Here is a 24,616-nt window from a genome sequence, read left to right on the forward strand (position 1 = left end):
GCTCGCCTTTCCGGTGGAAGGCGGGCACGGGGATAAGCGCTGACGAGGCTGCCCCGAGCGACTCCCTCCGCCAGCATGATCTGGTTCAGGTTCGAAGGGTGCTTCTCAGCTCGCCTCGCGGCGAACGCCCCCGTCTCTCGTAGGCCCTTGTGGCAGACCGGCCCGCGCCTGTCACGTCGAACTCCGGGCCGGCACAGGGCAATTGCTGGAAGGTCCGGCTATTCCCTTCCCCCCGCTTGCGGCGGGGAAGGGCTAGGGATGGGGGGCCGGAAAGCAGGGCGAGTTCGTTCTTTCAGTTCAGTGCCGAGCGGCACTGCCCCCCACCCAACCCTCCCCACCGCAAGCGGGGGGAGGGCTTGAGCCTGCCATCGGCGGTGAAGGCTCTCTTCAAAGGCCAGAAGAGCTGCAGTGGTCTTCAGCCGCTGAGGGATTTCTTTATCAGGCCTCACCGTCATAAGCCGAGTCGAAGAAGGCCCGCTCCAGCGCGACGGCTCGCAGGAAGAAGTCCTGGCTCGTCTCGGCTTCGCTCGGTCCGACACGATCGAGCTCTGTCCGCAGGAAGCCGACGAAGTCGCGGAAGTCGGGGTTGTCGTGCAGGGTGACCCACTCGGCGTGGACGAAGTTCGCCGGCAGCGGTTGGGACGCGGTTTGCGCCCAGTCGAGATAGAGCCATTCGGCCACGACCAGGACGGAAAGGGCGGCGGCGTAGGAGTGCGTCGCGGCGGCTTCGCGCATGATCGCCTTGAAGCCGGCGGTGGCCTTCGTGTCGGGCTGTTCCGCACGCTCGCGCTCGCTGATGCCGAGGGCCGCGAAGGCGCGCAGGAAATAGGTGTTCTCCTCGCCGCAGACCATGCCGATGAAACGCCCGAAGCGCAGGCGGGCCTCGAAGCTGTCGGCGGCGGCGAGCGCGGCCCCCAGCAGGGTCAGGAAGCTGTCGAGGAAGCGATGATCCTGGATCAGGTAGCGGGACATGACCGCGTCAGACACCGTGCCGCCTAGCAGCTCGGCGACGAAGCGGTGGCCGACGGATTGCGACCAGGCCGGCTGGCTGGCCTGGCGGAGAGTCTCGGTGAAACGCTCGGTCATGAGGTCGATGCCTTCTGCTGATTGGCCCCTCCCTAGCAGGATCGTTCCGCAAAAACAGGCGAGCTGCGCTGGCGATTGCTGACAGGGCCTGTCAGGTCGAATGATATACAGACCGATTAGTATGTATTTTCTGAGCGGCTCGGATCGAGTCTCGCGGTAGCTTTGTCAGCTAGCGGCGGAGCGTCGAAGCACGAGAACCGACGATCACAAGGGAGGAGACGATGATGAAGCTCTATGGATTCGGACCGACGCGGACCCTGCGCGCCCTATGGGGCCTGAAGGAACTCGGGGTGTCGTTCGACTACATCCACGTCGATCTGCTCGGCGGCGAGGCGCAGACGCCCGAGTTCCTGAAGATCAACCCGGCCGGCAAGCTGCCGGTGCTGGTCGACGGCGACCGTGTCTTGCCGGAATCGGCGGCGATCATCCTCTACCTCGCCGAGAAGTTCCCGGAGAAGCGCCTGCTACCGGACGATCTCGACGAGCGGGCGCAAGTCTACCGCTGGATCCTGTTCGCGATGACCGAGCTGGAGCAGCCGCTCTGGCGCATCACCAAGCACAGCTTCCTCTATCCCGAAGAGCAGCGGCTGCCGCAGGACATCGCGCTGGCCAGCGAGGAGTTCCGGCGCATGGCAGCGGTGCTGGAGGCCCATATGGAGGGCCGCGACTTCATCGTCGGCGAGCAGATCGGTGCGGCTGATTGTGTCACCGCCTACCTGATGGACTGGGCGAACGAGCAGGGCCTACTCGATGGCTTCCCGCGGCTCCAGCGCTATCTCGACCGCATGTATGCGCGACCGACGGCGCCGCAACGCATCGCCGAAGCCTTCGCCAGCGTGCAGCCGGCAGCATAGCAGAGGGCAGGGCGGCGAATCCGCGGTCAGTCCTGGCGGCGGGCCGTGGCAAGGGCGCCGGCGCGCTTCGGCCAGAGCCGCTCGCACAGCGCCACGACGGCAAGCCCGGTCAGGCCGCCCATGATCTTGACCAGCGCATCCAAGGCACGGGCGTGCCTGCTCGCCTCGAAATGCTGGGCGAGTTCGAGCCCGGCGGCGCCGGCGACGATGCACAGGAGAATCACGCCCTTGCGCGACGGATAGGCGATGGCGAGCGCCGCGGCGGCGATCAGATAGGCGGCGAAGCGTTCGATCTGCGGTCCCAGATAGGCAAGGTGGGGGCGAGCGCCGATGGGAGACAGGGTCGCGAGGATGACGATGGCGACGGCGCCCCAGCCGATCAGGGCGGCGCAGCGGCGCAGGGAAAGCTGGAGCCCGAAGAGTCGCACCGCCGTCTGTCGCGCCTCCCGCTGCACCGTTCCGTCTCCGGAAAGCAAAAAGGGCCCAAGCGGCCGCCGCTCAAGCCCTCGAAAATGCTGGCTCCCGGAGCAGGAGACAACACCAAAGCCTAATACTTTGATATCGCTGATGTACCGATATCTACATGCGACCAATTGACCACCAATTGACCAACGAGCGAAATTCCCTCGCCCAAAAGAAGCCGTTAGTTCGAGCCGCGGAACTCTCGAACACGGCGTGGATAACACCAGAGGTTAGATTGCGCTATTCAAATCGGCGCCGATAGATCATGCCGTAAATGCGAATCAAGCAAAGCTCATAGGTGCCACTCGTGACCGAAATTAGAGCATTTGTCGGCCACAGCTTTACCGAAAACGATAAGCATTTAATCAGAAAGTTCACAGATTTTTTTGATCAGACTCACCGTATTCGACCGGATTTCTCATGGGTCCATGCTGAAGTCGCGGAACCTACAGCGCTCGCGGTGAAGGTGCTTTCACTTGTTCAAGATTCAAATCTATTCATTGCTATATGTAGCCGTAAGGAAAAAGTGGTTAAACGAGAGCGAGCTGATTTTCTCGCCAGAATTACTGGTAAGTCAGTAGAATTGGAGTGGAAGACTTCTGATTGGATTATACAAGAGATCGGACTTGCCATTGGTAGGCAAATTCCTGTCATAATTCTTCTTGAAGATGGCGTGCGTAAGCCCGGAGGTCTTCAAGGAGATATTGAGTATATACCATTTTTACGCCAGAATCCGGACAGTTGCTTCGGAAAATTCATGGAAATGGTATCTTCGCTTAGCCCAAAGGACTTTGGCGCAACGTCGCCTTCCAACGCGCCTTCTGCGAGCACCGGCTCCGCTTCGGAGGACAAAACGAGGATTGCGGAGGAGCAGGAGCCGACTTCGGATGGGCAACAGTTGGAAGATTGGGCGGTGCCCAAGCCTGATTGGACGGACTCTCAGCATCGCAGGGTTCTTGAGTATGCCGTTCTTGTTAAGAACGATGAACTACAGCGGCAGATCGAGGAAAGCTACAAGCGCAATTTCAGTAGTAGTATAGATGTTGATAGGTGGGACGCCGCAAAGGAAAGCATGCATATTAGGTATGCAAGCGGAGGAAGTCTCGACAAGATCAAGGAAATTGTAAATAGAAATGATAGAGATGCAATCATTATTTCTTATCTTGCCCGCGCACTGATTAGTTTTAATGAGTATATATCTGCGGCTAAAACGTTTGAGAAGGCAGCATTAAATTCTAATGACCATGAGACGCGCGCTGATTTTATTGGCCATGCCTTGCTTAATTTTCAGCTTGCGGATGCGGATGTCGAATGCGCTCGCGTCATATCACTTATACATGCGGAGATCGCGGCGGGATCGGTATCCGAGGTTGAAGCTTGTAAATCACTTGGTAAGTACGCCGAATTAGCGAAAGATGACTATCTGTTTATTGCGTCTATGGAGAGGCTGCTCGAACTAAAGCCGGACGATTCCGATGCCAGGTTCAAACTTGCCTACAGATATTCCGAAATCGACTTTGAAGATTTGGGTTTTTGGCACTATCTGGCGATCCCGAGATCAGAACGAAGCTCGACGGTCTGGAATAATCTGGGCATAAGCTATAAACACTTCAATTTGAACGAAAAATCAGTTGTCTCGTTGAGAAAATCGACGGAATTTAATGATCATTCGGCCACGCTGGCAATGGCCAATTTGGCTGCTCGGTTGCAGGAAGATGGCTTCAAACCGGAAGCCGAGAAGCTCTGTGAAGATGCGTTAAAAATTGAGAACTACCATAGTAATGTGCCTGCAGTTATCGAATCAATTCGTAAATCTTCCGACGACGAGCTTGTTAGAGAGAAGAAAAAACTTACTGAGATTCGACCAAAGAACTCATTCCTTAGAGAATATGCGCAAGCTAGGTTCTCTGTATTAGAAACAAGCCTTTCAGAAGATTGGCAAGGAAATAGATCTCTTCTTAAGCTAACTCTAAACGGTAGAGAGCTGGAACTCTCAGGAAGTTACGAATCTAATAATAATTCACTCGGCGCTCTGGGTTCTCTCATGGGAGAAAACAGCAAAACAACGCGGCCAGTAAAATATAAGTTTGCTATGAGCGGAAGATCGGCGGTTGGCACTGTAATTCGACGTGATAAAAATGCAGTACAGGGAATTTTGAGCGATAGCAGTTCGACTGAGGTGTTGGCTTGGGTGGATGCTGCAGGAAAGGAAATCACTGTCCTCGAAGGCCCTCGGTCCGGCGCTAATATTTACCGAATTAAAGTAGTTTGAATATTTTCTTTTTGTCCGCAGCGCTCGGCAGGGCGCTGGCGTTACACTATCTTAAATGACTGATGCTCTGCTGTGACCCTTGTCGCGGCAACGGCGGTGATGGGAGCGGCGCCACGGCATCGCGCGGCGATTTGCGCGCTGAGCAGCAGCGCTTAAAAGCGAACCGATGGCTCGCACCTTGCGAAGCATTTTGATATAGGGTTCGTATTGGCCCTAAAGAAGAGATAGGCGGCTGTGTTGGATTCGGTAGGGGATGCATCGGAAGAGCAGATGACGGCAAGCCGATACGATGTCGCAAAAGATCAATGGTCGAGCGTTATTCGAGTCCAAATTCATTTTAATGAAGCGATACAGCGCACAAGGCAGCTTACTGCAACCGCTGTAGTTGCGGCATATGGGGCAACACTCGCGTATTTTGTGGCTAATTCATCCAGACTTCTATTTGTTCCTTGGATTAGAATGGAGGTGCATATTGCATCTCCTCTGATAATATTGGCGTTTGTTTTTCTATTGGTAGGATACATCTTAGATCGATTTTATTATTTTCGGATGTTGATGGCTGCGGTAAAAGCAGCGGCCGATGCCGAGACGGAATTCGATCTACCGATTAAGTTGTCTTCAAACATTATGAAGCGCGTCAAGCCGTATCAAGCTGATTTTTTGATAGCTGTATTTTACCTGAGCGCTGTTGGAGTTGGAGTTTTTATACTGTGGGCCATTAACTCATTGACTGTTTTGAACGCTTAGCCGCAGGTGGTCTCATGCCTCAGGTAACAGGCCCTTCAGCAGAAGAGGCAACTGACTCGATAGATTCCTCTTCGTGCCAGGAGAGACTTTTGGTCCGCGAGGCTGCCGCCGCCGCTTCCTGCGCCTCTAGGCGAGTAAGGAACGCTTCATAGGCGCCCTGATCTGTCGCGAAGCGGCGGCCATAGTGCTGCCGTAACGGATCGCGCCTAATGAGTGCAACACGCTCCAACTCATCAAGCGGTGCCGATGGTGACACTGGGAGCTTGACCTTGGCGCGTACCACAGGCGTCGGAACCCCTTGTTGATCCATGATCGAGATCAAGGCCTCGCCGATGCCCATGTCAGTTATGGCGCGCGCGGTGTCGACGCCTTTGCTCGCTCGGAAAGTCTGCGCAATCGCACGGACGGCCTTAGCCTCGGCGGGCGTGTAGGCCCTCTCGTAGTAGGCGCTTCGCATCATCGCGACGGTCGCGCGCCTCCCGGAGGGGGACGTCTGGATAAGGCCCAAGTGGCAGGCGCTTTTGCTTGCCATCGAAACGATAAGCCAACGACCAGAGTCGCGCGCCAGATGCCTCAACCCACAGCTGAAGGCCGCCCCCATCGGAAAGCTTCCGGCGGGACCCGCCCGGCTTTGCACCTCGAATTGCAGCATCGGTAAGGCGCATTTGTTGGTCTCGCCCTGCTGGTCGACCTCGATGACCAACATCACGACCAACAGATTTGTTGGCTGTCAATGAATTCGCTGGAAAAGCTGAGAATGCCCACGGTGGGCAGAAAGGCCCGAAAGTTCCAGCTTTTCAATCAGTTATGAAAGGCTGTGAAAGAGGGCCTGGCTCCCGGAGCAGGATTCGAACCTGCGACCAATCGATTAACAGTCGACTTCAATCTGATAGCGGCAGATCGAGAGAGAAATTCAGAGCTGCCGATAGCTACTGAATATCAGTGCCTTACGCAAGCCCATTCTATCACTCGCATTCTTTCGATTGCTCTCTAGCGCATGCAGGCGTACCTAAACTTGTACGGATAGGTACGCAATGAGGGACGAATGCCACGGGTTCGGCTGACAGATCGGTTCGTCGCCGCAGCGAAGTCGGACGGCGCCCAGGTCGACTTCTTCGACGAACAAGTCCCCGGCCTATTCCTGAGAGTCAGTGCGTCGCGTCGGGCGTGGGGTCTGGTCTTCAGCCGGCCGGGAGAACGAACGCGCGCTAGAACGACGTTCGGCTCGTTCCCCAGCATGAGCTTAAGCGCCGCGCGTGGCCGAGCGATCGAGCTGAAAAGCGGGCTCGACGAAGGGCGGGACGCCTCTGTCGCCGTACGCGAGATCAAGTCCGGTCTGCTTGAGGGCGAGTTGACCGTGAAGAGGCTGGCGGAGCTGTTCCTCGCTGATCGCCGCCAGCGAGGAAGGCGGACTGTCGACGAAATGGAACGGTGTTTGGCTCGCGACGTGACGCCGGTGATCGGCAGCGTCGCGATTTCGAAGGTTCGTCGCCTCGACTTGAGCCGCTGCACAGACCGGGTGAAGGGCCGAGGCGCGGGAACGCACGCGAACCGCGTCGCAGCCCTATTGCGGTCCATGCTCGGCTGGGGAGTTGATCAAGGACTCCTCGAAGTCGATCCGTCGCACCGATGGAAACCGCCGTCCGAAGTCGGGCCGCCTCGCGAACGCGCATTCTCTGCCGACGAAATCAAGCGATTCTGGCACGGATTGGAAACGGGCAAGGTTTCGCGGTGGACCGCTGAATTGCTCCGCTTCACGCTTGTTATGGGCTGCCGGCAGGGCGAGGCGGCGGGCATGGTCCGAGCTGAGCTGGACATGGAGCGGAAGCTCTGGAGGCTTCCAGCCTCGCGTTCGAAAAACGGTCGACCGCACGACCTGCCGCTGCCTGAACTCGCGATCGACGTCCTAAAGCCAGTGCTCAGTGCGCACGAGCTTCCTGCTGTATTTCCCGGTCCTCGCGGTCTTCCGATGGCAAATACGGCTATCAGCCGCGCAGTCCAACGCTCTCAAGAGGCCATTGGACTAGAGAAATGGACCGCGCACGATCTCAGAAGAACTTGCGCGACCCACATGGCTGAACTTGGGGTTTCAGCTTTCGATATCGGACTTGTTCTAAATCATGCCTCCACAACGAAGTCGACCGTCACAACCGCGACCTACATCAAGCACGATTACTTGAAAGAAAAAACCGCCGCGCTCGACCTCTGGTCAGAACGGCTCAGCGCCATTCTCGCTGAGCTCGATGCCGCCGAGATTGTGCCCATGTCGAAGGCGCGTCGGCGATACGGCTTGCGTAAGGCGGCAGCGTGATGGCCGACTTGGCGAATATGAAGGGCCCGATACGGCTGCGTGGGACGCTCGGGCTGTCCGACGCGGAGGCCGATTTCGTCGAGGAGCTGCTCGGTGACGGCAATTCATTCTCCGCTGCGGTTGGGCGTTGTCGTCACTGGCTTCCGCTTACTCCCAGACGGTCCTTCGAAGATGACCGCGATCGAGCGCGAAAACTGGCGTCCGCTGCGGCATTCCTGCTGCAGGCATTGGAGGTCGAGGACGCTGCGTGGCTAAGGTCAACTGGCCAAAACATGAGCCATGACGAATTCCAGCAGTTTGTAGAAGACCTTGGTGCGCTGAAGGCCGGTGCGCAGGAGCTAGCTGACAGCCATGCGGCATTGCGCCGTGCGCGCGGAGAACGCGAAGATCAGCGCGGGCGAGGGCGCGTGATCAACGATAGTCTCAGGCTGTCGCTCCATTTGATCGGCTCCTATCGGAACGTCGAACCACGCGTTTCGATCTCTGACGGAAGCAAGCTCCATCGGCTTTTGCTTCTCGGTCATCGCGCGGCCGGTCTCGCGGAGCCATCATTCTCGACACTCAGAAAATATGTGAGCAGCTTTAAATAGTTGCCCTGATTGCCTCGAAAGAAATGGCTTTCGTGGAAGTTACAGCAGAGCAGGCGAGGGGCATCCTCCGACGCATTCCGACAACAGGAGTGCACCGAAGATGTCGAAAGCCAACAATAACGGTGAAGAAGATCCGATCGCCGATCTGTTAAGCGACGCTGCGATCGAGAAAGGCTACCCGATTTCGCGAGCCACGATCGCGAGACAGCGCAAACTCGGCCGGTTCCCACAAGGTGTCCGCGTCGGACGGAAGCGTCTGACATGGCGAAGCCAAGTGCGCGAATACTTCGCGCCTAAGGGCTGAGCCATGCGCCCGCCCTCAAACGAAAACCCCGGCGCGCTGGCAGGCGCGACGGGGCAAATCGAAGAGCAAGCAAGTCCACCTGAAATAGCTCCGCCGCTGTCAGCCGGCAAGGCCGCCACGGATTCGCCCGATCATCCACACACGCCCCGCGACCACCGCCTGGCCGCGCTCCGGGTGTTGGCCGAGCGCCTGAGGGGAGGCCTGCCATGAGCGACAGCTCGCTTCATCGGCAGGCGGCGGCGAGGCGGCGGGAGATCATCCGCGCTTCTGCGCACCAGCTGGCGTATGGGCACGCGCTGGAGCCGGCCGACGTGTTGGATCTGCTCGCCGTCGCCCTCGCAAGCGCGCCGCAGGGCACATATTTGGTGAAGGGTCGCGCGCGACGATGGCCCGGCCTCTGCCCGATCGACCTTGCTCGCCGCGCCGCAGAGGCCGGCTTGGGGCAGCGCGGGTCGGATGACCCCGAAATCAGGCGCGCCATCAACGAGGCCAGCCAAGGCCGCACCATCGGCCCCGAGGAGGCCGGGCGCATGTTGGGTGTGGATGCCGAACTGCGTGATCTGCTCGGCCTCCGGACGGTCGAGGCGACCGACGAGCCGCGTTCCGAGCGCATCGCTCGTCGGAAGGAGGAGACGCGCCTCCGCAATCGTCAGCGCATGCAGAACTGGCGGGAAGGCAAGCATCGTCCACGGTCGGAATCTCTCTCCGTGACGAAGCCCTGGAAGGCACTCGGAATCTCCCGCGCGACTTACTTTCGCCAGCAGCGGCCTGAGACTGATTTGTGCGCTCAGATAGGAAGCGGTGAGACAAGTTTGTGCGTGAGACAAGTTTGTGCACGCATCACAGAGTATACTGGATCGGCGCACAAATCAGTCTCAGGGTCGCAAGGCGCTGCATCCGTCCCTCGCTTGCAGCGCTCCGGACCGTCGACCGGCCCCAGCCTTGGCGCTGGCTCTGGCGTCGCGGACGGCGGCGCGGATGGCACCCCTCAAATGACCGGAGCGCCCGGCAGACAGATTGGGCTTGGCGACCGATCGAGCGTGCCCGAAGCGTCAGCGCAAAAAAATGAGCCGGCCCGACCTGGCCGAACGTCGCCGGTTGAGGATCCGCGCGAACGTCGGCTGCAGGACGTTTTCGGCGACAGGATCTCTGCTTGTTACATTCTGGAAGAGCTCGGCGAGGGGAATTTCGACCTTGGCCGGGATCGCGCCGATATGCTGGGGCGCATCCGCCTTGAGCAGCTGCACCAGCAGATCAGTCACGTTGGGATACTTAGCGACAGCGCCGACGTAGCCATTGCGGAAGCTCGAGCCGCTGCAATCGAGATCGAAACTACCGCGCCGACCGCGAGGAGGGCCAAGGCATGATCAGGTCTTGGGAAACAACGCCTCTCGGCGGCTGGGGCCGTCATCAGCCTGCGCCATCCTCCGCCCAGGTCGTCGATCTGGCCGCGTTCCGCGCGACCTCCGTCCGGTGGCGCATCGAGATCGAACCGCGGTCGGTCGGCGCGCTTGAGCGCTTCGATCGCATGGTCGGACTTCTGCCGCCGACGCCCGTCCACTGGCTTCCCCAGCTTCGCCGCGCCTGACAGAATCTGAAAGAGGCTCCACCATGAACGACATCAGCTCAACCGGCTCCGAGCCCTCCGACCGCGCTAAGCAGCATCCGAGGACCCCTTTGGATTTGAGAACGTTTAACCCGCCGCTCGCTTCCCCCTTCGATCCAAACACGATTAGATCGCCCGGTTCTCTCGGATAGGGCGATTTTTGTGGCCGCAAATCACTACGATCTCACATTTTTGGAGAGCACCACCAACGTCAGGGCCTATGCGAAACGGGCCTTCGGGAAAGAGCCGAATGCCAAGGTCGGGCGGGACATTTCCGTCAGCATTCAACAAGGGCGGCTCTTTTTCGAAGCTGCGGAACCCGCGCCGCTCCAGATCAGGCCCCTGCTCGTCTATTACGGCGTCTTGAGCTTCGCCCGCGCCCTGACGGCAGCGATCAAGAATGTCGAGATATCGGAATTGGAGCACTCCCACGGCCTGAAGGATGTCGGCAGCCCGACGAGCATTGAGAACCTGCGAATGACCTTTCAGGAGAAAGGGACATTTCAGGAGTTCAACAACGCAATCGCTCCCCGCGCCCGCTACTATTATTTTGACCACTCAATGCGGAAGAGCGCCCCAAATCCCTTCAGAACGGCCGAAGGACTGATCGGCCAAGAGCTTTCGATCATTGATGTCCTGTCGCGGATTCCGACCCTGCATAAGACCTTCACGCGGACTTATGGCCATCAGACGAAATGCATGCTTCTGACCTCCCACTCATCAAGTGGAATTATAACGACGCTGCGGGTCGACGATCCTTTTCTGGCTACTGATCGCGCCAAACTCGTTGAGCTTATCACGCGGCTTCGAACCGATTATCCGTTCCTGAAGGAATGGCGGCTCGATAGCGTCAGCATCGCTTGGGACAACTCGATCGTCGAATTCGACAACGCCCGCTATGACTATGACGACGTCTCCCCTGAAATGCTGCCCCAACTTCAAAACGGCAGCTTTCAGTGCATCAGCAGGGCACATTCTCAGTTTGCCGATCCCATCACGATCCTTCCGCCCATGGCCGGGGGCTTCGACAGAAACGCCTATGGATGGGCAATCCAGCCTATCGGCGACGTCATCCTGAACGAATATTCGTTGCAGTTCCTTGGGGCGTTCATGCTCGGCTCACTGGTGCGCTATCGGCCGCAGATTTGGCAGCACGCTCTATCGAAGTCGGCGACGCAGCAATGGCCGGCTGACGATCGCTCGCTGTCGCTGATCGAGCAGTTCATAGACGACGTGCTCAGCTCATTCCCGAAACTCGTTGTCGGCTTGTTAGACTCCTCAAGCTCCTACTAGTGAACCGCTTCGCGCTCCAAACGGCAGGCCCGTGCGATTTCGCGCTCGGGACGAACTACAACAAGTTCGCCGCTGGCCGCCTCAACGGACTGCAGGAGGCCGCCGCTTTGGTGATGAGGATCGATCCAAACGCGGGCGACATCGCTACCGCTATCATCGCGTTCGCAGCCAGGAGCGATCGATAGGTGCCGTCACGGGATATGAGAAATAATCTGCTGAGTTGTCGCTTGCCAATAAGCTGGAACGCCCCCGGTCTGACGGGCGGTAACGATCCAGATTGGTGTGACTCCAAGAGACTGAGCAAATGCGTTGAGCGCGCTCCAGCTTCCTCCTCCTGATCGACAAGCCATTACGAGATAATCAGGAAGAGAACGTAGCCTTTGAAAAAATTGACAGTTGCTTACCACTACGGCGGCATTGTCTCCTCCAGTGGCGAACCCGACCGAAGAGCTTCGAAAATTGCCGCTTTTGACGTAGCATTGAGCAGCCATTGTGATGTCACCGGAGTTCTTCACTTCTATACCGAGCGCCTTCATCGCGCCGAGAATGGCGCTCGTCTTGCCGGTGTTTCCCGGACCCGACACGAAGATCATCACAGGCATCGCTATCTCCTGGCAGTTTGGGCCGGCATACAGGAATTGCGCCGGCCGAAGGAGTCCCTGACAGCAGCAAGGCGACGCACGCCAACTTCGGCGCGCCGAGCGGAAAGCCGGCGTGCGGTTGCACCGAGGAATTTTCGCGGCAGAATTTTCTGCCGCGAGTTTACATTGACGATCGCGGCAAGGAGCAGCCCTCGATCGACAGGACCTTTCCTCTCGCCGTGAGGAAAGAAGGTAGGGCTTCGGCTCGGCGAGCCGGAAAAGGCTAGTCCGACCTGCCAGTGAGCCAAGGTCGAACCCGACCGACCACGAGCACCCTTGAAATACGCCCCACAGGCACATTTTGCGTCTCCGCGATGAAGGCGAATTCCGTCTCCTCAATTTTGAGGAGACCGGAGATCTGGCCGAGGTGGGAAAATCCCACTTCGGGCTGGGGTGAAGGTTTCTAAGGGCGGAGGTCACTCGCGGGACTTTCCCCACGCCGCGGGGAAAGGGGCGAGCGGTGACCTGACTGTCAGGCAGGTTTTGCACGACACCGAGGGCGTTCCGCGCGCCGAGCCGTAATTCCGGGCGGCGCCTGATCCACCTGTAATCCGGATTCGCCGGCTGATCTGAAACGGCTATCTTGAGACGCAAATTTGACGGCGGGGGGCACGCGGGGGCGCATGGACGACGCGGGCGGGAATGAAGAAGAGAGCGCGCCGATTCCATCGGGCCGGGGTGCGACCCTCTCGGTGAAGGAAGCGCAGCCATTCACCCGGCAATGGATCGACTATCGCATGGGGCCCGCAAGGCGCGGCTACATCGATCAGATGCGTATGGTGATGAACCAGCTCGCCGCAGCCGCACTCGGTGAGACGATCAAGACCGCTGGTGACGGTTACGACTACCAGGACCGCCTCGGCGATGCCTATGAAATCCTCAACGACCTGTGGATGACCCTGACGACCGACGAGCTCAAGGGCTGGAACGACCGCGGCGACGAGCTGACCGAGGAGCAGATCAAGGCCCGTCAATCCGCCAAGCTGACGCTGTGGCGCCGACGGGATCCCTTGCAAGGATATCGAGAGGGCTTCGAGAGCGAATATCAGACCAACTTCGACAGGGAGATGTTTGACGACACCGCGGCGCGCTACCTTGCACGTCCTTGGATGAAGACCGCGCACCTCGACTGGGTCTTCGTCGACGCCTCGATCACGCGGGAGCTCTCGGCTTTCGGCGAGGAAGTGAAGCGGCAGTTCATGGCCGGGCGTCGGGACATGCTGGGCGCCTCTCACCATCGATATTTCGCGACGAAGGGTAATCTCGCTGAGATGAGCAAGCCCGACTGGGGAGGCCGTCTCCAGTATCTGTTCTGGTACGTCGCCTTCGTCTTCGCGATCCCCATAGGCTGCATACTGGCGGCCTTTTACAACGACTGGACAACCACCGGCCTATGGCTATCCGGCATTTACGGCGTCCTGCTGCTCATCGAGTTCAGCACGATGGCCTTCAATCTGGCGCGGCGCGGCATTCGAGCCGCCCGCGGGCTACAGACGCCGGGGACGAAGGCGCAGGAGCTTTTCGCCGCGATGTACCAAGTGTGGCGACTGCTGAAAGGGCCGGTCGTCAACCCGAGTCTCGTCCGGGCCGAAATGACGAAGACGGCCGAGGCTGGGGCCGGCTGGGATACCGTCGCCTATTCTATCGTCGACCGCGTCATTGCGCGGGACGCTGCGGTGTGGGTCATCTCGATGGAGCGATGACGGCTTCGCTAAGGTGAACCTCGGCCGGGGTATGCTCCGCATCTGGATCGCGATGACAGCCCTATAGAAGCTGGCCAGTGCGGGTTTCGCCCAGTCGCCGGCTGTCAGCCGCGCCGGCAGCGTGCAGCGTGGAGGAAACGTCAGCCATTTGAATTGACTCGCGCTCCGACTCGATCTGATTTTGATCCTATCAATGAGGATAAAAATCATGAGACGGAAGGGCGAGCTCACATCGGGGGCGGTCGATCGTGGTTGGCCGTTCCAAGTCGCAGTCAGACAGATAGAAGGGCAAAATATAGGCCATATCGACGCGGTCGGCGGCTTTTCTTCGCTCTGTTGGCGGCGTCGTCGGGTTCATGATGGCGAGCGCGGTTTTGAAGTTCTCTGTTTCGCCGATCGCGATCAGGCTGCCCGGTTTCGAGATACGGTCGGTGGCGAGGATTTTGATCCTCGCGATCGTTGCGGGCATCGGTGGTTACGCGGGCGCGGCGCGAAGCGCGATGCCGGGCGGCAGCGATGGTGATGTAGCGCGAACGATGGCCCCGATGACGCGAGCGTGGCGCGTTCCTCCGATCAGGCACTGGACGGCGTGAGACCTTGCCCCGCCATAAGCGAAGCGCCTAGCGTCAGTTCCTCTTGGGAACCACACCATGCCACCGACAACCACCCGCACGATTGGCCCGTTGCATTTTGAGGACCTCGAGCCTCATCGATTCGAGGATCTCGTCCGACAGCTCCTGTACGATTTTCGGCCGTGGGCCCAGCTCGAGGCAACGGGAAGGGGCGGAGGGGATGACGGTTTTGATGTTCGAGCATGGGAGAGCATCACGGTCGACGCCGGTGATGACGACCGCGCGGATGAAGCCGACTTCGAGAGTGGCGCGGCCGACCTCTCGCGGACGGCGCAGCGGCAATGGCTTGTCCAGTGCAAACGAGAGCGCCAAATCGCTCCTAAGAAGCTGAGTGGCTATCTGGCCGAAGTAGCCAAACACGAAGACCTACATGGGCTCGTTTTTGCGGCCGCCTGCGATTTCTCCAAACTTGCGCGGGACCTTTTTCGGTCGAAGGCCGCCGAGATGGGGCTCTCGGAGGCATACCTCTGGGGAAAGGCGGAAATCGAGGATCTGCTCTTCCAGCCGAAGAACGACCATCTGCTCTTCGCTTATTTCGGGTTCTCACTGCAGTTGCGGAAACGGGCGTTACGCACAGCAATCCGCTCAAAACTGGCGGCGAAGCGCAAGGTCATTCGGGCCATGAAGGACCGGCCGAACCTTCTGCTGATCAGGTCAGCGAGTGATGATCGCTACCCTTATCTGGACGAGGACGAGAGCAAGACCCGATCAGAAAGGGGACGATGGGAAGTGTTTCGCTATCTGGGGTGCAAGCACGACGGCGTGCACCTTGAGGTGGGACGGCATCTTGCATTCCTCGATGACGACGGCGAGCGCTGGGACTACGCAGCAACCAGCAACGACGCCGTACTTTCTGAACACGAGGATCCCTGGTCGGAAGGCGGCAATCGTGCCGACGCGCGCGGCGAGGCTTGGAAGCTTTGGATGGCTCTGCCACCAACAAATCAAGCTTGGTATGAGGTTGCCGTCGTCCTGCCCTACGAGGCTATTGTCGACGTCGACATCGACGGTGATGACTGCTGCAAGCACCCCCACGTCATCGCTGAAGGGGCGACGCCCGATGCGAAACTTGTGCGGCCGGGCTTTTGGCACAAGCTTAAGACGACCGGGTTTGATGCCCGCCGCGTGTTTCCCATGAAGGAACATCGCGTCGAGGTATTCCCTCGCGAAATCGGGCCGCCCGGTGCCGCCGAGCAGATGGCCATCTCCGACGACTGATACCTCGCCAAGTGCAGCGCGAACAATCAAATGGCAGCAGATTGAGATAGCGGCCGAACTGCCCCATCCTCCTGCCATGTCCTCTCTCTTTAGCGAGCTGTTTCCCCGGGCCGGCAGCTTTGCCCTGTTGACGCCCAGCGAAGTCTTTTCCGGCGAGCTAGCCGAACCCGGTGAATGGGTAGTTGCCAGCGTCGAGGCTCCGCACTCTTGGTCATATGTTCGACAGCAAGTTGAGTACCGCGGGCACACCGTTTGGATATTGCCCTACATGCTCAATCACTGTCCCGGTGTCGCGATGCGCAGGTTGCCCGGACTCTCGCCCGCGGACTGTGAGCATTTGTTGGTGCGCTTCCTCAGCGCGCTATCTTGGGCTGAGAATAAGGGCTTTGTCGTTGCCGCCATCGTCCAGACAAGTCGCCCGCAGACGCTTTGGAAGAATGAAAGCAGCGGGATTTCACCTCATGCGGGGTTCTCGCTTCAGTATCTTCCCGAGCCACAGGAACAGGACGCGCTATTGGCATTGGCCTTTATGAGAGAGGCGCGCGGCTTGAACCATCCAGCCTACGCCTTTCTATCTTTCTTCCGTGTCGTTGAGCTGCTCGTTGGCCGTGGAGAAAAGCGCAAAACGTGGTTTGATCAGACCATTCCGCAACTAAGCGAGGTCCGAGCCCTCGCGGCAGTCAAGGCGCATACCGAAGCTGGGCGGGACATTGGCGATCACCTCTTTAGAGCCCGCCGCGGCGCGATCGCCCATGCATCTCCAGAGAGCACCTTTGACCCAGACGACCCGTCCCAACTGCGGGATGTAGAGTCCGATCTGCCAATCATTTCGGCTCTGGCGGTGCTGGCGATTGAAAGCATCCTCGGGATTGAGACGTCGGAAACGGTCTATCGCCGGCACCTGTACGAGCTAAGCCACTTCAAGAAACTGTTTGGGCCTGAACTGGTCGAAATCATAGCCAGTGATCGTCCCTACGAGGGTGACGACCATGTTGAATTACCGATTGTAGATGTCCGCCTGAAGGACATGGACGCCTACGCGCCGCTGCTTCAGATGGTCCCAACAGGGCTTGAACGAACAGGCGCCAAAATCGCCGTTTGGTACAGATCTCAATCGAGCGTCACGCGCCTTCGCTTCATTCTCAATTTCCCAGACGAACGACTGGAATTCGACCCGCTTAGTGACGTCTTTTATACAGACAATGGCTCGGCCGAGGCGGCCCGCGAGATCGCTATTGTGAACGTATTCCAAGTGCACCTGGCAGGGAACGGTGTGCTGCAGATATTCGACTCCGAAAGCGGGCAACTGCTGGCCAGGAAGAGTGCTTACATTCCACAGAACTGGTCCATCGACAGCAATGTGGCAATGTCGCAGGTCCAGCACTGGCGAGATCTCGCTGAGGATCGGAGCGACCCAGATGGCGGGTTGCGGCGCGCCTTGGATCGATGGGCTGCGCGATATACTGTCATGCTCAATAGACGCTGAGCGGAGTCTTTACCGTCGACTAGAACAGGCTCCCCTGTAGGGGGCGGCGGCGGTTCGGGCTCGACCGGGTCCGTCATCGTCGGATCATCGCGGCCGGCGCCGGCCCTGTTCACCCGCTGGCTGACGATCCATTCCTTCAGGTCGCGCGGAGGCGATTGCAGCAGATCCTCGCCGCCTTCTCCTTTAGCGGCTTGTTCCACCATTTGGGAATGTAGCCCCAGCGGGCCGGCTTCAGCACCCGTTGCCCGTCGACCATGACGATGATCGAGATCTGATCCGTCGGCGAGATGTTGAACGACTTGCGCACGAGTTGGGTGCCGCCCTCGATCGTGACGCCGTCGAAGACCGAGAGCACCTCCGGAGGGGCAAAGGACTGGGTGAACTTACCGCACATCGCTCGAGTCGCCGGCCGCCTGGTCGATTGCTCCTGGATCAGCGGCTCTATTCTCTTTCCACCTCGCCATGGCCTCGCCGGCCCTTCTTGCCAGCTCCATACGTCTGTCGCTCAAGAGTGGCAGCATCGCGCGTACTTTATCGTTGGCGCCTAGCTTGTAGCGACTGCGGATCGCGAGCGCGATTTCCCAGGCACCGAGGCCCAGCTTTTTCGCCTCGTCTCCCGAGTCATAGTAGTTTTGGCTCTCGGCAGCTGCTCGTTCGCACGCAGCTTGGGCGCCTGCGATACGCCCCGGAAAGCTCAAGACTTTGAAGGTCAGCTCAGTATCAAAGGCTCTCCAGTTCACATCCGGTGGGAATGGATCGAGCGAAGGCAGCTCTCCAACATCGTTGAGACGACCCATTCTCTCGTGTTCAACCTCGCGATCGCTCATGTGCGCCTCGGATTGTTGAACGTAGCGCTCAAGGATCACCGTCGTACGGATTGCTGCGTACAGCGCATCGCTCTGATTTTTGCGGCGCTCGACCCAAAAGGCATCGATCGCCCACTTTGCAGCCGCCGCGGTGATGCCGCTGAGACCACCAATCTGAAGAATGCTGCCAATTGTAAGTCCGTCCGCCACCGCTCGCCCCCTTGCTGGATCAGTACCTCCCGCACGGCCCGATCAGCGAGGCGGCTGGGTTGGGGGGAGCCTTCCAGCCAAGCCGGATCAGACTGGCGGAGCCGGTGAACGAGTCAAGGCGGCACGAGTTAGGAGCAGCAGTTACAGCCGCGATCGAACATGCATGACGAGCCTCCCGAGAAGCTCCAAGCCAGCCCCGATCCAATTGGCGGAAGCTTTCCGGTCAGTCGCTGGGTTGGCGCCAGTGTCGATTGGCTGCGAAGGGACAGTGACCGGATCATCGACGCTCTCGAATACGAACTGCATTTCAAATGCGTGTCGCAAGTACAATGCAATTTGCTGCGCGCTGAATCTTTCCGGCCCTGCAATGTGGGCGTGATACGGGTTGTCATTCGCGCCTGGGCTCTGCGGCGCCGCCGCAGCCTGAACGGCGGATGCAATGGGATCTGCCGTCAGTGTGAACTTCAGTTCGGGGATATCAGGATCCTTGTAGCCTGTGATTCTTTTCGCAGGCGTAATCACCCAGCCGAGCATTGCGTGAGGGCTCAGACGGCCAGTTCCCGACTCGACAGCTTGCGGCCGCAGGTGGTTCTTCACTGCCTTCTCGACGTTCGTACGCCCGAGCCGATCGACTGATGCTTCCCGCCCGCGCTTCTCGAGAAAATGTTCTAATCTCAGTCGCGTGAACTCTGGCTGCCCGTCAGCACCCTTCAGCTTCACAGGTTCATAGATACGGCGGCCGATGGCCTCATTCGGGCCAATATCAGTGCCCGGCGACCACTTCGCCATGTTGCCTCGCCGCCATCTTTTTAGTGAACGATCTGAGATGCTCTCGATATTGATTGCTGCCCCGAGGAATGACTGTCTGTATTGGCCTGTCTGGCTTGTGCTCAGAAACGCCGAACAGTGTTGTTTCGTCACGGGAAACGATGCTCGTAATCCGTCCCTCGGGCCCCTCGAACTCCGCGACCAAATCACCATCCGAAGTGCCGTAGATATGAGGCTCTGACGGCAGCATATCGGCGCCCGCCTCGAAAAATGCGAGGGCGGCTCGCGCGGCATCGGGACTTAGCCATTCACCGAGATATTCTTCGCTATGGCCATCAGGGAGAATAGAGTCTCGGATTCGGGCCTCGACAGCAGACAGCCAAGCGTTTGGATAGTTCAGCTGAGGAGAATACGCTCCAACCCAAACTGACGCTGCTTCCGTCTGGCTCGCGTCCATCAAGTTGCTCCACTTGATCCATGAGTCGAGTTCTGCGGGACCGTGCGTGTAATAGCGCAGTAGCCAGCGAGCCAGATTGTCGCTGGCCTTACTCGTCGCGAAAAGTGCCCCAAAATAGTCGACAGCGAAGCTCATGCGTCTTCTCGCAAGCGTTGAGTAGCATCGTCGCCGAGAATCTTGAAGAAATTCTTCTTTTCGATGTCGTGGGCAGCTTCGACCCACTCGCTGATTGCCGTCGCGTCCAGCGGTAAGTGGCCGTCCGGCGTATAGACATCAAGATCGACGATAATCGTGGCGTTCTCGGGAACGATCCCTTGTGCTAACTCTGCTGATGCGACTCTACAAATTATCTCTAAGTTATCGTTCTCGCGAAGCTTGTAGTTAACATTCAACCCGGTGTTTATCACTTCATTACTAAGTCTAACGCTGAGGTCCACGTCATCGTAATTACGAATTTCATGCAGATCCGATCTCAGCGCATTGACGTATCTCAAGCCAATTCGTTTTATTTCGATGTCCGGCAAAAGTTCAAAAATGCGTTCTACGGTCGCGCGGATTTCATCACGAAACGTCGGATCCCAACCCGGATATTTTCCAACCCTCGAATAAACGATAGAATATGGCCCAAAGCGTACTTTGACAGCGCCATCATTCGATGTCAGTTCGATCGAGGGCGCGTGCATTAAATTTTGCTCGGATTTCCGAACAGAGATCGGAATGTCAGCGGTGGGCAGACGCGCGGGCCGATAACCAGCCCATGCCGGTGTCGAGACAAGTTGGCCGAAGAGGATTTCCGGTACCGCAGATGCTTCGGAGTCGAAACGGAGCTCAAATGTCGCTTCGAGAATCGCGTCGACTTTCAACCGCTTTGGCAATGTTGGATTCAAGTTCGCCCCCGCCGACTGCCGCTGCTCATACCCGAGCAAGGCCGCTGAAGTTGTGCACGGCGTCGAATAATTGCAATTGCCCCGAATCTGCACGCGCATTGGATGTCGGACTAAACTGCTTGTAAAGACGCACCCTCAATGTGTGGTTATAAAATCGACCACCTGACCCGGACGCTTAAGATGCCGGGATGATATTCTTTCTGGACGTGGTTCCTGCGGCTCTTGCGTAGACGACGCGCTGGCGCGTCGAGATTCTGGTCAATGGCTCCCCCATGAGCGCAATGCGGATCGCGACAGCAAAGGCCGCGTGTCGTATCCGCCTCGACGATCGCGCGCTTGGTGAGATGACGAAGTTCGCGCTGACCGGGCACGACATGGCCGGCGCCGATGATCGCCACGAATTCCTCCGTGTGCGCGAGCAGCCAATCGCTTTCTGTCCCCGCCACGACGGCGCAGCCGCTACGGACTGCAACATCGGCGAGACCGGGCCATGCGTAGATGGCACGGACTTGCATCAGCTTCAGCTCTGCCTGGCTCATTCCATCATCCGCTCTTCGATCTCAGCCGGCGTTTAGCTTTAGGTCGCGGGCTAGGCGCCGGCAGGCTGCGGCGGTGCGATCCACCGCCGCAGCCACCGCAAGCTGCTGACTGAGGAACAGATTGGCGTTGTGGCTGCCCGGTGGGACGGCTTGTCCCCACGCGTTCTTCTTCTGCCAGGTCGCAAGGTGAGATCGGCTCAGGACATAAAGGGCGACCAAGTCACTTTCGATCGCCTGAACCGGATTTCCGGCCTTCCTGCGCAAGCCACAAACCCGCCGAAACTCGCTTTTCTCGGCTTTCGAAAACCCGCGCGGCGGGATCGGATCGGCTTCCTCCGCCGGTGAATCTGCCGATGAATTCAAGCGTTTCATGGTCGCCAGCCCTTCGACGTGAGGTGGAAAAACACGAGGGAGGCGGTCCCCCGTTCGAAAAATGGCCAAAACTCTCAGGCCGACGGAATAAAAAACCTCCGCGTGTGACCGCGTGTGGTGTCAGCCTCCTCGTGGCCGGTTTCGGACATGCCCCCCCGGTCCCGTCGCCGTTCAGTGCAGCCTGCCGGCCGGCCTGCGGGTGAGGGTGACTGTCGCGCCCGATGGCATCGCCGGCGCGCCGAGCTCGTGCAGCGCGTAGGCTTCGACCTCGGCGCGCCACGCCTTCAGCCGCTTCCGCTCGCTCGACAGGATCGCGTCGAGATCATCGCTGGAAATGCCCGCGGCCTCGAAGCTCTCCCTCACCTGATCGAGGCCGCGCTCGACAGCGGCATCGAGGGCCGCGCGTAACTCGGCACGGTTGCTGACCTTCATGCCGGCCTCGCGGTGGCGGCAGCAGGCCGCACAGCGCCGGCAGTGGCGTCCGCACGCCAGCGAGCCACCTTGGCTCGTGTCGACGCCATCACGGCGGCGCGCTCCTCCCTTCCGGCGTTGGCGAGATCGAGGCGATGCGCCTCACGCCGAAGCGCTTCGGCCGCCATGTTGTCCAGGCGCAACTCCAAGTTCTCGATGCTGGTCATGCGCGGACTCCACCCTTCGGCTTGGCGACAGCCTTGGCTGCATCGGCCGGCGCCTCAGTCGTGATGCCCAGCGCCGCGAGGCGGAGCTCGGCGACCAAGAGGCGGCGCTCGGTCCGGAGCTGCTCAAGCTCCGCCAGCCACTCGCGCCTGCAGTCGGCGACGATCTTGCCGAGAGCGTCGGCGAGGGCTTCGGGGATCAGATCGGAGGAGCTCAAGGCGCGGCTCCCCATGCGATTCCATCGAGTGCGGCGATCGAGCCGGCGCGGATCACCTCGGCGCCGAAATAGGCGCGAGCCAAGATCGCGACCTTGTTTTCTTGCCATAGCGAACGCAGCACAGTGGCGGCGTTCGGGGGCGAGCTCGGCGCGCTGTCCATTTCGATGCTGGCTTGATCAGAGAGCGAAACGGTCACCGCCTCGATCTCGCCGGCGATGCCGGTGGCATCTAGGAGCGCAATCTGGCCGCTGAGCATTGCGCTCGAAACCAGCGCCGGCGTGTTCAGCATTTCGCCGCCGAGCGGCCCCATGGCCGGGAAGGTGAGCGTGCTGTCGGAGCCCGCGAGCGTGGCAGCACGGTTCGCGACATCGGCCCCCATGAGAAAGTAGAGGCTGCCGGCGCCGGTCGTGTTGACGAGGCCCAAGAGGGTGCGCAGGTCGGTCAACGCGGCGGCAGGCGTCGTGCCGGTCGCAGCGATCGGCGTGAGGCCATCCGTGACGATATCGAGGAAGCTGGCGTCGATCGCGTCGGCCACGGCACTTTTCAGGCTCGCGTCCAGCAACGCACGGGCCGCCGGGCTCGTCGAGCGGATCAGCTCGTTGCTCAAGACGATCAGCGCCGCGGCCTTTCGTTCTTCAAGTGCCGAGCCGGCGAGCGACATGGCACTGACTGAGATCGGCATGCCCTCGCCGGTTGCCCAAGCAGTCGCGTTCGCGGTGACGATCGCCGCCCTCGTCTTCAAGGGCAGCCGCGTCATACCGTCTGCGAGGAGCCGGGCGAACACGGACTTCGAACGCAGGGACTCGACGAAAGCCGAGATCACTTCGGCGCGGCCGTCGAGTGCGCCGCCCCAGGTCGGGTCGCTGAGGGAGCCTGCGGCGGACTTGATATACCGCAGAGCTAGTTCGGACGCGCGTTCCGCTTGCGCCAGTGCCAGCGATTGCATCGCGTCACCCCGGCCAAGGGCGACAAAGCGGGCGACTTCGCATAGGACGCCAGCCGCCTCGGCGTGGTCTTCACGATCCAGAACGGATGAAAATCTCTGCATCTCGGCGCTCGCCTCGGTCGGTTGGGTCCGAGCGAGGGTCGCCGACTGCCGCATGCGGCGCTACGCGGGGCGCGACTTTGACCCGCGCGAGTCACCGATGCGCCGGATCCGCCAAATCGCCCCTGCGCGGTCCTTGCCCTGATGCTCCACGACGAAGCCCCAGCTCTCGCGACCTTGGAAGCGTGCGACTCTCCGGCCCAGACGCCGCGCATTGAGCTGACCGACAGCCGCATGGATTGCCTCGGCGAGCGCCACGCGATGCGGCTTCTGTGCCGCCCTGATCAAGTCGGCGGCGCTGAAGCTGGCCGCCCCCACTTCGCGCGAAATGGCGGCGAGCAGCGCGGCATCCGGAGAGACGGACTTGGCAGCGCGCTCGATCCGTTCAAGCCGAGCGCTGATGTCGCGAAGCTCAGCCAAGACCAAGCGGGCGAACTCGCGAGACCCGATCTCTTCCTCATCCTGAATCTGGCGGCTCCGCATAAGCATGGAAACGACAGAATCACGCCTCGAATCGCCGCGCAAATCGCCAGCAACCGCAGCGGTTCTATCGCGCCGCATCGGCGTCGATCGCGCAGAAAGGCGAGTGATTCCCGAGGGCAGGGGACGGCGAACAGCGGGGTTCCGAAGCGCGGTGGTGCGTACCTACGGCCGATTCCGGGCGGCACTGCGTACCTATCGCGTACCTAGAATGGAAAAGGGCTCAGGCGGATAAGCGCCTAAGCCCTTGAAAATGCTGGCTCCCGGAGCAGGATTCGAACCTGCGACCAATCGATTAACAGTCGATTGCTCTACCGCTGAGCTATCCGGGATCGGTGGGCGGCGTATAGCGACGCCGCCGGCCGGGTGCAAGCCTTTTGCTGGCATCAAGGCGGAGAAAATCGTGGGCGCCCGGTTTGCCCCAGCGTCAATTCACATTGCCGGGAGAGTTTCGGTTGCGGCGCGCTGCGGCATGTGGTTATACGCCCGCCGAGGAGCACGCTTCAGGCGGCGCTCCGGGATGGCCTCGTGGCGGAGTGGTTACGCAGAGGACTGCAAATCCTTGCACCCCGGTTCGATTCCGGGCGAGGCCTCCACCTTATTCCTGCACTGATGTTTCGGTGATTTTCGGCGGGTTGCCCCGCCGGGCGATGCCCTCGTGCAGGCACAAACCAGCCGTTCAATCCGAGCGACGTTTCCTGAAGCGCTCCAGCAAGCCGAGGCACCAGGTCGCGAAGCGCGCCATCGGCCGCCGTAGCGGCGGCACGTCGGACGCGAGCAGCATCAAGCCCAGCGGAAGCATCCAGACACCGAGGATCGGCAGGAACGAGAACACGCCGCCGATGATGAGGGCGAGCCCTGCGGGAATCCTGATGAGACGCGAATCGCGATGCCGGAGCCAGCGCATCGCCTTGGCAAACCGGGGCGGAAGTTCGGCTTCGATCCGCCTGAAGGCGGCCCTCAATTCCTGTCTTCCTGATGGAAAGCGCATTT

General features: G+C 59.7%; 31 protein-coding genes, 2 tRNA genes and 1 riboswitch. Of the genes, 13 read left to right on the forward strand and 20 right to left on the reverse strand.

Translation table 11 applies throughout. From position 1 onward, the window contains the following. Positions 1 to 45 precede the first annotated feature (45 nt). Positions 46 to 142: riboswitch (TPP riboswitch) on the reverse strand. 296 nt (positions 143 to 438) lie between these two features. Beyond that, a complete protein-coding gene (locus ACSQ24_RS09200) occupies positions 439 to 1,086 on the reverse strand; it encodes a TenA family protein (protein ID WP_436094393.1) in 648 nt (215 codons plus the stop codon). Positions 1,087 to 1,310: 224 nt separating this feature from the next. Here ACSQ24_RS09200 and ACSQ24_RS09205 point away from each other — a divergent pair, with 224 nt between their 5' ends. Beyond that, complete coding sequence (locus tag ACSQ24_RS09205) at positions 1,311 to 1,940, forward strand: glutathione S-transferase family protein (protein WP_436094394.1); 630 nt, start codon at positions 1,311 to 1,313, stop codon at positions 1,938 to 1,940. Positions 1,941 to 1,966: 26 nt separating this feature from the next. Here ACSQ24_RS09205 and ACSQ24_RS09210 read toward each other — a convergent pair whose 3' ends face one another. Continuing rightward, positions 1,967 to 2,395, reverse strand: coding sequence for a VanZ family protein (locus ACSQ24_RS09210; protein ID WP_436094395.1), 429 nt, complete (start codon positions 2,393 to 2,395; stop codon positions 1,967 to 1,969). Between the two features lie 314 nt (positions 2,396 to 2,709). Here ACSQ24_RS09210 and ACSQ24_RS09215 point away from each other — a divergent pair, with 314 nt between their 5' ends. Next, complete coding sequence (locus ACSQ24_RS09215) at positions 2,710 to 4,674, forward strand: tetratricopeptide repeat protein (RefSeq protein ID WP_436094396.1); 1,965 nt, start codon at positions 2,710 to 2,712, stop codon at positions 4,672 to 4,674. 270 nt (positions 4,675 to 4,944) lie between these two features. Further along, positions 4,945 to 5,421, forward strand: a complete 477-nt coding sequence (locus ACSQ24_RS09220; RefSeq protein WP_436094397.1) for a hypothetical protein — start codon at positions 4,945 to 4,947, stop codon at positions 5,419 to 5,421. Between the two features lie 19 nt (positions 5,422 to 5,440). On the opposite strand, the gene ACSQ24_RS09225 is transcribed toward ACSQ24_RS09220, so the two are convergent. Both ACSQ24_RS09225 and ACSQ24_RS09230 read right to left on the reverse strand, forming a co-directional pair. Then, positions 5,441 to 5,881, reverse strand: coding sequence for a helicase HerA-like domain-containing protein (locus ACSQ24_RS09225; RefSeq protein WP_436094398.1), 441 nt, complete (start codon positions 5,879 to 5,881; stop codon positions 5,441 to 5,443). Beyond that, the gene (locus ACSQ24_RS09230) at positions 5,832 to 6,086 is read right to left on the reverse strand and encodes an Arm DNA-binding domain-containing protein (protein ID WP_436094399.1); all 255 of its coding nucleotides are present in this window, start codon (positions 6,084 to 6,086) and stop codon (positions 5,832 to 5,834) included. The genes ACSQ24_RS09225 and ACSQ24_RS09230 overlap by 50 nt, the downstream gene beginning before the upstream one ends. 380 nt (positions 6,087 to 6,466) lie before the next feature. Here ACSQ24_RS09230 and ACSQ24_RS09235 point away from each other — a divergent pair, with 380 nt between their 5' ends. From ACSQ24_RS09235 to ACSQ24_RS09260, 6 genes are all read left to right on the forward strand, one after another. Beyond that, positions 6,467 to 7,732 (forward strand): tyrosine-type recombinase/integrase, encoded by a 1,266-nt coding sequence (locus tag ACSQ24_RS09235; RefSeq protein WP_436094400.1) that lies wholly within the window; start codon positions 6,467 to 6,469, stop codon positions 7,730 to 7,732. Then, positions 7,732 to 8,322: a hypothetical protein gene (locus ACSQ24_RS09240; RefSeq protein ID WP_436094401.1), complete on the forward strand. Its 591-nt coding sequence runs from the start codon at positions 7,732 to 7,734 to the stop codon at positions 8,320 to 8,322. The genes ACSQ24_RS09235 and ACSQ24_RS09240 overlap by 1 nt, the downstream gene beginning before the upstream one ends. Positions 8,323 to 8,422: 100 nt before the next feature. Beyond that, a complete protein-coding gene (locus tag ACSQ24_RS09245) occupies positions 8,423 to 8,626 on the forward strand; it encodes a helix-turn-helix transcriptional regulator (RefSeq protein ID WP_436094402.1) in 204 nt (67 codons plus the stop codon). Between the two features lie 206 nt (positions 8,627 to 8,832). Next, positions 8,833 to 9,993: a hypothetical protein gene (locus ACSQ24_RS09250; RefSeq protein ID WP_436094403.1), complete on the forward strand. Its 1,161-nt coding sequence runs from the start codon at positions 8,833 to 8,835 to the stop codon at positions 9,991 to 9,993. Further along, entirely contained in the window at positions 9,990 to 10,214 is a 225-nt protein-coding gene (locus ACSQ24_RS09255) for a hypothetical protein (protein WP_436094404.1), read from the forward strand. The genes ACSQ24_RS09250 and ACSQ24_RS09255 overlap by 4 nt, the downstream gene beginning before the upstream one ends. A 180-nt stretch (positions 10,215 to 10,394) precedes the next feature. Further along, a complete protein-coding gene (locus ACSQ24_RS09260; RefSeq protein ID WP_436094405.1) occupies positions 10,395 to 11,525 on the forward strand; it encodes a YaaC family protein in 1,131 nt (376 codons plus the stop codon). A gap of 191 nt (positions 11,526 to 11,716) precedes the next feature. On the opposite strand, the gene ACSQ24_RS09265 is transcribed toward ACSQ24_RS09260, so the two are convergent. Then, positions 11,717 to 12,127 carry a hypothetical protein gene (locus tag ACSQ24_RS09265; protein WP_436094406.1) on the reverse strand — a complete coding sequence of 137 codons (411 nt, stop codon included), beginning with the start codon at positions 12,125 to 12,127 and terminating at the stop codon, positions 11,717 to 11,719. Positions 12,128 to 12,789: 662 nt separating this feature from the next. On the opposite strand from ACSQ24_RS09265, the gene ACSQ24_RS09270 reads away from it, so the two are divergent. Then, positions 12,790 to 13,869, forward strand: a complete 1,080-nt coding sequence (locus ACSQ24_RS09270; RefSeq protein ID WP_436094407.1) for a hypothetical protein — start codon at positions 12,790 to 12,792, stop codon at positions 13,867 to 13,869. A gap of 190 nt (positions 13,870 to 14,059) precedes the next feature. On the opposite strand, the gene ACSQ24_RS09275 is transcribed toward ACSQ24_RS09270, so the two are convergent. Next, complete coding sequence (locus ACSQ24_RS09275; protein ID WP_436094408.1) at positions 14,060 to 14,338, reverse strand: hypothetical protein; 279 nt, start codon at positions 14,336 to 14,338, stop codon at positions 14,060 to 14,062. 181 nt (positions 14,339 to 14,519) lie between these two features. On the opposite strand from ACSQ24_RS09275, the gene ACSQ24_RS09280 reads away from it, so the two are divergent. Both ACSQ24_RS09280 and mauJ read left to right on the forward strand, forming a co-directional pair. After that, entirely contained in the window at positions 14,520 to 15,719 is a 1,200-nt protein-coding gene (locus ACSQ24_RS09280) for a restriction endonuclease (protein WP_436094409.1), read from the forward strand. A gap of 76 nt (positions 15,720 to 15,795) precedes the next feature. Next, the gene (gene mauJ / locus ACSQ24_RS09285; protein WP_436094410.1) at positions 15,796 to 17,205 is read left to right on the forward strand and encodes a methylamine utilization protein MauJ; all 1,410 of its coding nucleotides are present in this window, start codon (positions 15,796 to 15,798) and stop codon (positions 17,203 to 17,205) included. A gap of 136 nt (positions 17,206 to 17,341) precedes the next feature. Here the strand turns inward: mauJ and ACSQ24_RS09290 are convergent, their stop codons facing one another. The 13 genes from ACSQ24_RS09290 to ACSQ24_RS09350 form a co-directional block, all read right to left on the reverse strand. After that, positions 17,342 to 17,599 (reverse strand): SOS response-associated peptidase family protein, encoded by a 258-nt coding sequence (locus ACSQ24_RS09290; RefSeq protein ID WP_436094411.1) that lies wholly within the window; start codon positions 17,597 to 17,599, stop codon positions 17,342 to 17,344. Then, positions 17,589 to 18,221: a hypothetical protein gene (locus ACSQ24_RS09295; protein ID WP_436094412.1), complete on the reverse strand. Its 633-nt coding sequence runs from the start codon at positions 18,219 to 18,221 to the stop codon at positions 17,589 to 17,591. Before ACSQ24_RS09295 ends, ACSQ24_RS09290 begins: the two co-directional genes overlap by 11 nt. Positions 18,222 to 18,362: 141 nt before the next feature. Then, on the reverse strand, positions 18,363 to 19,010 hold the full coding sequence (locus ACSQ24_RS09300; protein ID WP_436094413.1) for a hypothetical protein: 648 nt from the start codon (positions 19,008 to 19,010) through the stop codon (positions 18,363 to 18,365). Then, the gene (locus tag ACSQ24_RS09305) at positions 18,985 to 19,581 is read right to left on the reverse strand and encodes a hypothetical protein (protein WP_436094414.1); all 597 of its coding nucleotides are present in this window, start codon (positions 19,579 to 19,581) and stop codon (positions 18,985 to 18,987) included. Before ACSQ24_RS09305 ends, ACSQ24_RS09300 begins: the two co-directional genes overlap by 26 nt. After that, positions 19,578 to 20,432 (reverse strand): TIGR04255 family protein, encoded by an 855-nt coding sequence (locus ACSQ24_RS09310; protein ID WP_436094415.1) that lies wholly within the window; start codon positions 20,430 to 20,432, stop codon positions 19,578 to 19,580. Before ACSQ24_RS09310 ends, ACSQ24_RS09305 begins: the two co-directional genes overlap by 4 nt. Positions 20,433 to 20,479: 47 nt before the next feature. Continuing rightward, entirely contained in the window at positions 20,480 to 20,872 is a 393-nt protein-coding gene (locus ACSQ24_RS09315) for a hypothetical protein (protein ID WP_436094416.1), read from the reverse strand. A 21-nt stretch (positions 20,873 to 20,893) separates the two neighbouring features. Continuing rightward, the gene (locus tag ACSQ24_RS09320) at positions 20,894 to 21,244 is read right to left on the reverse strand and encodes a hypothetical protein (RefSeq protein WP_436094417.1); all 351 of its coding nucleotides are present in this window, start codon (positions 21,242 to 21,244) and stop codon (positions 20,894 to 20,896) included. Positions 21,245 to 21,415: 171 nt separating this feature from the next. Continuing rightward, positions 21,416 to 21,676 carry a hypothetical protein gene (locus ACSQ24_RS09325; RefSeq protein WP_436094418.1) on the reverse strand — a complete coding sequence of 87 codons (261 nt, stop codon included), beginning with the start codon at positions 21,674 to 21,676 and terminating at the stop codon, positions 21,416 to 21,418. Beyond that, on the reverse strand, positions 21,673 to 21,882 hold the full coding sequence (locus tag ACSQ24_RS09330; protein WP_436094419.1) for a hypothetical protein: 210 nt from the start codon (positions 21,880 to 21,882) through the stop codon (positions 21,673 to 21,675). Before ACSQ24_RS09330 ends, ACSQ24_RS09325 begins: the two co-directional genes overlap by 4 nt. Beyond that, on the reverse strand, positions 21,879 to 22,097 hold the full coding sequence (locus ACSQ24_RS09335; protein WP_436094420.1) for a hypothetical protein: 219 nt from the start codon (positions 22,095 to 22,097) through the stop codon (positions 21,879 to 21,881). The genes ACSQ24_RS09330 and ACSQ24_RS09335 overlap by 4 nt, the downstream gene beginning before the upstream one ends. Beyond that, a complete protein-coding gene (locus tag ACSQ24_RS09340; RefSeq protein ID WP_436094421.1) occupies positions 22,094 to 23,146 on the reverse strand; it encodes a phage major capsid family protein in 1,053 nt (350 codons plus the stop codon). The genes ACSQ24_RS09335 and ACSQ24_RS09340 overlap by 4 nt, the downstream gene beginning before the upstream one ends. A gap of 60 nt (positions 23,147 to 23,206) precedes the next feature. Next, complete coding sequence (locus tag ACSQ24_RS09345) at positions 23,207 to 23,704, reverse strand: hypothetical protein (protein ID WP_436094422.1); 498 nt, start codon at positions 23,702 to 23,704, stop codon at positions 23,207 to 23,209. 176 nt (positions 23,705 to 23,880) lie between these two features. After that, a tRNA-Asn gene (locus ACSQ24_RS09350) sits at positions 23,881 to 23,955 on the reverse strand. Between the two features lie 190 nt (positions 23,956 to 24,145). Here ACSQ24_RS09350 and ACSQ24_RS09355 point away from each other — a divergent pair. Next, positions 24,146 to 24,219, forward strand: a tRNA-Cys gene (locus ACSQ24_RS09355). 83 nt (positions 24,220 to 24,302) lie between these two features. Here the strand turns inward: ACSQ24_RS09355 and ACSQ24_RS09360 are convergent. Next, the gene (locus ACSQ24_RS09360) at positions 24,303 to 24,587 is read right to left on the reverse strand and encodes a YgaP family membrane protein (RefSeq protein WP_436094423.1); all 285 of its coding nucleotides are present in this window, start codon (positions 24,585 to 24,587) and stop codon (positions 24,303 to 24,305) included. Between the last annotated feature and the right edge of the window lie 29 nt (positions 24,588 to 24,616).

The sequence above is a fragment of the Allobosea sp. LjRoot237 genome (genome assembly GCF_964253285.1).
Taxonomy (GTDB): domain Bacteria; phylum Pseudomonadota; class Alphaproteobacteria; order Rhizobiales; family Beijerinckiaceae; genus Allobosea.

Coding starts and splice junctions, on each gene's coding strand:
- ACSQ24_RS09200 (WP_436094393.1), bottom strand. CDS start 1,086: ATGACCGAGCGTTTCACCGAGACTCTCCGCCAGGCCAGCCAGCCGGCC.
- ACSQ24_RS09205 (WP_436094394.1), top strand. CDS start 1,311: ATGAAGCTCTATGGATTCGGACCGACGCGGACCCTGCGCGCCCTATGG.
- ACSQ24_RS09220 (WP_436094397.1), top strand. CDS start 4,945: ATGACGGCAAGCCGATACGATGTCGCAAAAGATCAATGGTCGAGCGTT.
- ACSQ24_RS09225 (WP_436094398.1), bottom strand. CDS start 5,881: ATGATGCGAAGCGCCTACTACGAGAGGGCCTACACGCCCGCCGAGGCT.
- ACSQ24_RS09230 (WP_436094399.1), bottom strand. CDS start 6,086: ATGCGCCTTACCGATGCTGCAATTCGAGGTGCAAAGCCGGGCGGGTCC.
- ACSQ24_RS09235 (WP_436094400.1), top strand. CDS start 6,467: ATGCCACGGGTTCGGCTGACAGATCGGTTCGTCGCCGCAGCGAAGTCG.
- ACSQ24_RS09240 (WP_436094401.1), top strand. CDS start 7,732: ATGGCCGACTTGGCGAATATGAAGGGCCCGATACGGCTGCGTGGGACG.
- ACSQ24_RS09245 (WP_436094402.1), top strand. CDS start 8,423: ATGTCGAAAGCCAACAATAACGGTGAAGAAGATCCGATCGCCGATCTG.
- ACSQ24_RS09250 (WP_436094403.1), top strand. CDS start 8,833: ATGAGCGACAGCTCGCTTCATCGGCAGGCGGCGGCGAGGCGGCGGGAG.
- ACSQ24_RS09255 (WP_436094404.1), top strand. CDS start 9,990: ATGATCAGGTCTTGGGAAACAACGCCTCTCGGCGGCTGGGGCCGTCAT.
- ACSQ24_RS09265 (WP_436094406.1), bottom strand. CDS start 12,127: ATGCCTGTGATGATCTTCGTGTCGGGTCCGGGAAACACCGGCAAGACG.
- ACSQ24_RS09270 (WP_436094407.1), top strand. CDS start 12,790: ATGGACGACGCGGGCGGGAATGAAGAAGAGAGCGCGCCGATTCCATCG.
- ACSQ24_RS09275 (WP_436094408.1), bottom strand. CDS start 14,338: ATGCCCGCAACGATCGCGAGGATCAAAATCCTCGCCACCGACCGTATC.
- ACSQ24_RS09280 (WP_436094409.1), top strand. CDS start 14,520: ATGCCACCGACAACCACCCGCACGATTGGCCCGTTGCATTTTGAGGAC.
- mauJ (WP_436094410.1), top strand. CDS start 15,796: ATGTCCTCTCTCTTTAGCGAGCTGTTTCCCCGGGCCGGCAGCTTTGCC.
- ACSQ24_RS09290 (WP_436094411.1), bottom strand. CDS start 17,599: ATGTGCGGTAAGTTCACCCAGTCCTTTGCCCCTCCGGAGGTGCTCTCG.
- ACSQ24_RS09300 (WP_436094413.1), bottom strand. CDS start 19,010: ATGGCGAAGTGGTCGCCGGGCACTGATATTGGCCCGAATGAGGCCATC.
- ACSQ24_RS09305 (WP_436094414.1), bottom strand. CDS start 19,581: ATGAGCTTCGCTGTCGACTATTTTGGGGCACTTTTCGCGACGAGTAAG.
- ACSQ24_RS09310 (WP_436094415.1), bottom strand. CDS start 20,432: ATGCGCGTGCAGATTCGGGGCAATTGCAATTATTCGACGCCGTGCACA.
- ACSQ24_RS09315 (WP_436094416.1), bottom strand. CDS start 20,872: ATGAGCCAGGCAGAGCTGAAGCTGATGCAAGTCCGTGCCATCTACGCA.
- ACSQ24_RS09320 (WP_436094417.1), bottom strand. CDS start 21,244: ATGAAACGCTTGAATTCATCGGCAGATTCACCGGCGGAGGAAGCCGAT.
- ACSQ24_RS09325 (WP_436094418.1), bottom strand. CDS start 21,676: ATGAAGGTCAGCAACCGTGCCGAGTTACGCGCGGCCCTCGATGCCGCT.
- ACSQ24_RS09330 (WP_436094419.1), bottom strand. CDS start 21,882: ATGACCAGCATCGAGAACTTGGAGTTGCGCCTGGACAACATGGCGGCC.
- ACSQ24_RS09340 (WP_436094421.1), bottom strand. CDS start 23,146: ATGCAGAGATTTTCATCCGTTCTGGATCGTGAAGACCACGCCGAGGCG.
- ACSQ24_RS09345 (WP_436094422.1), bottom strand. CDS start 23,704: ATGCGGCGCGATAGAACCGCTGCGGTTGCTGGCGATTTGCGCGGCGAT.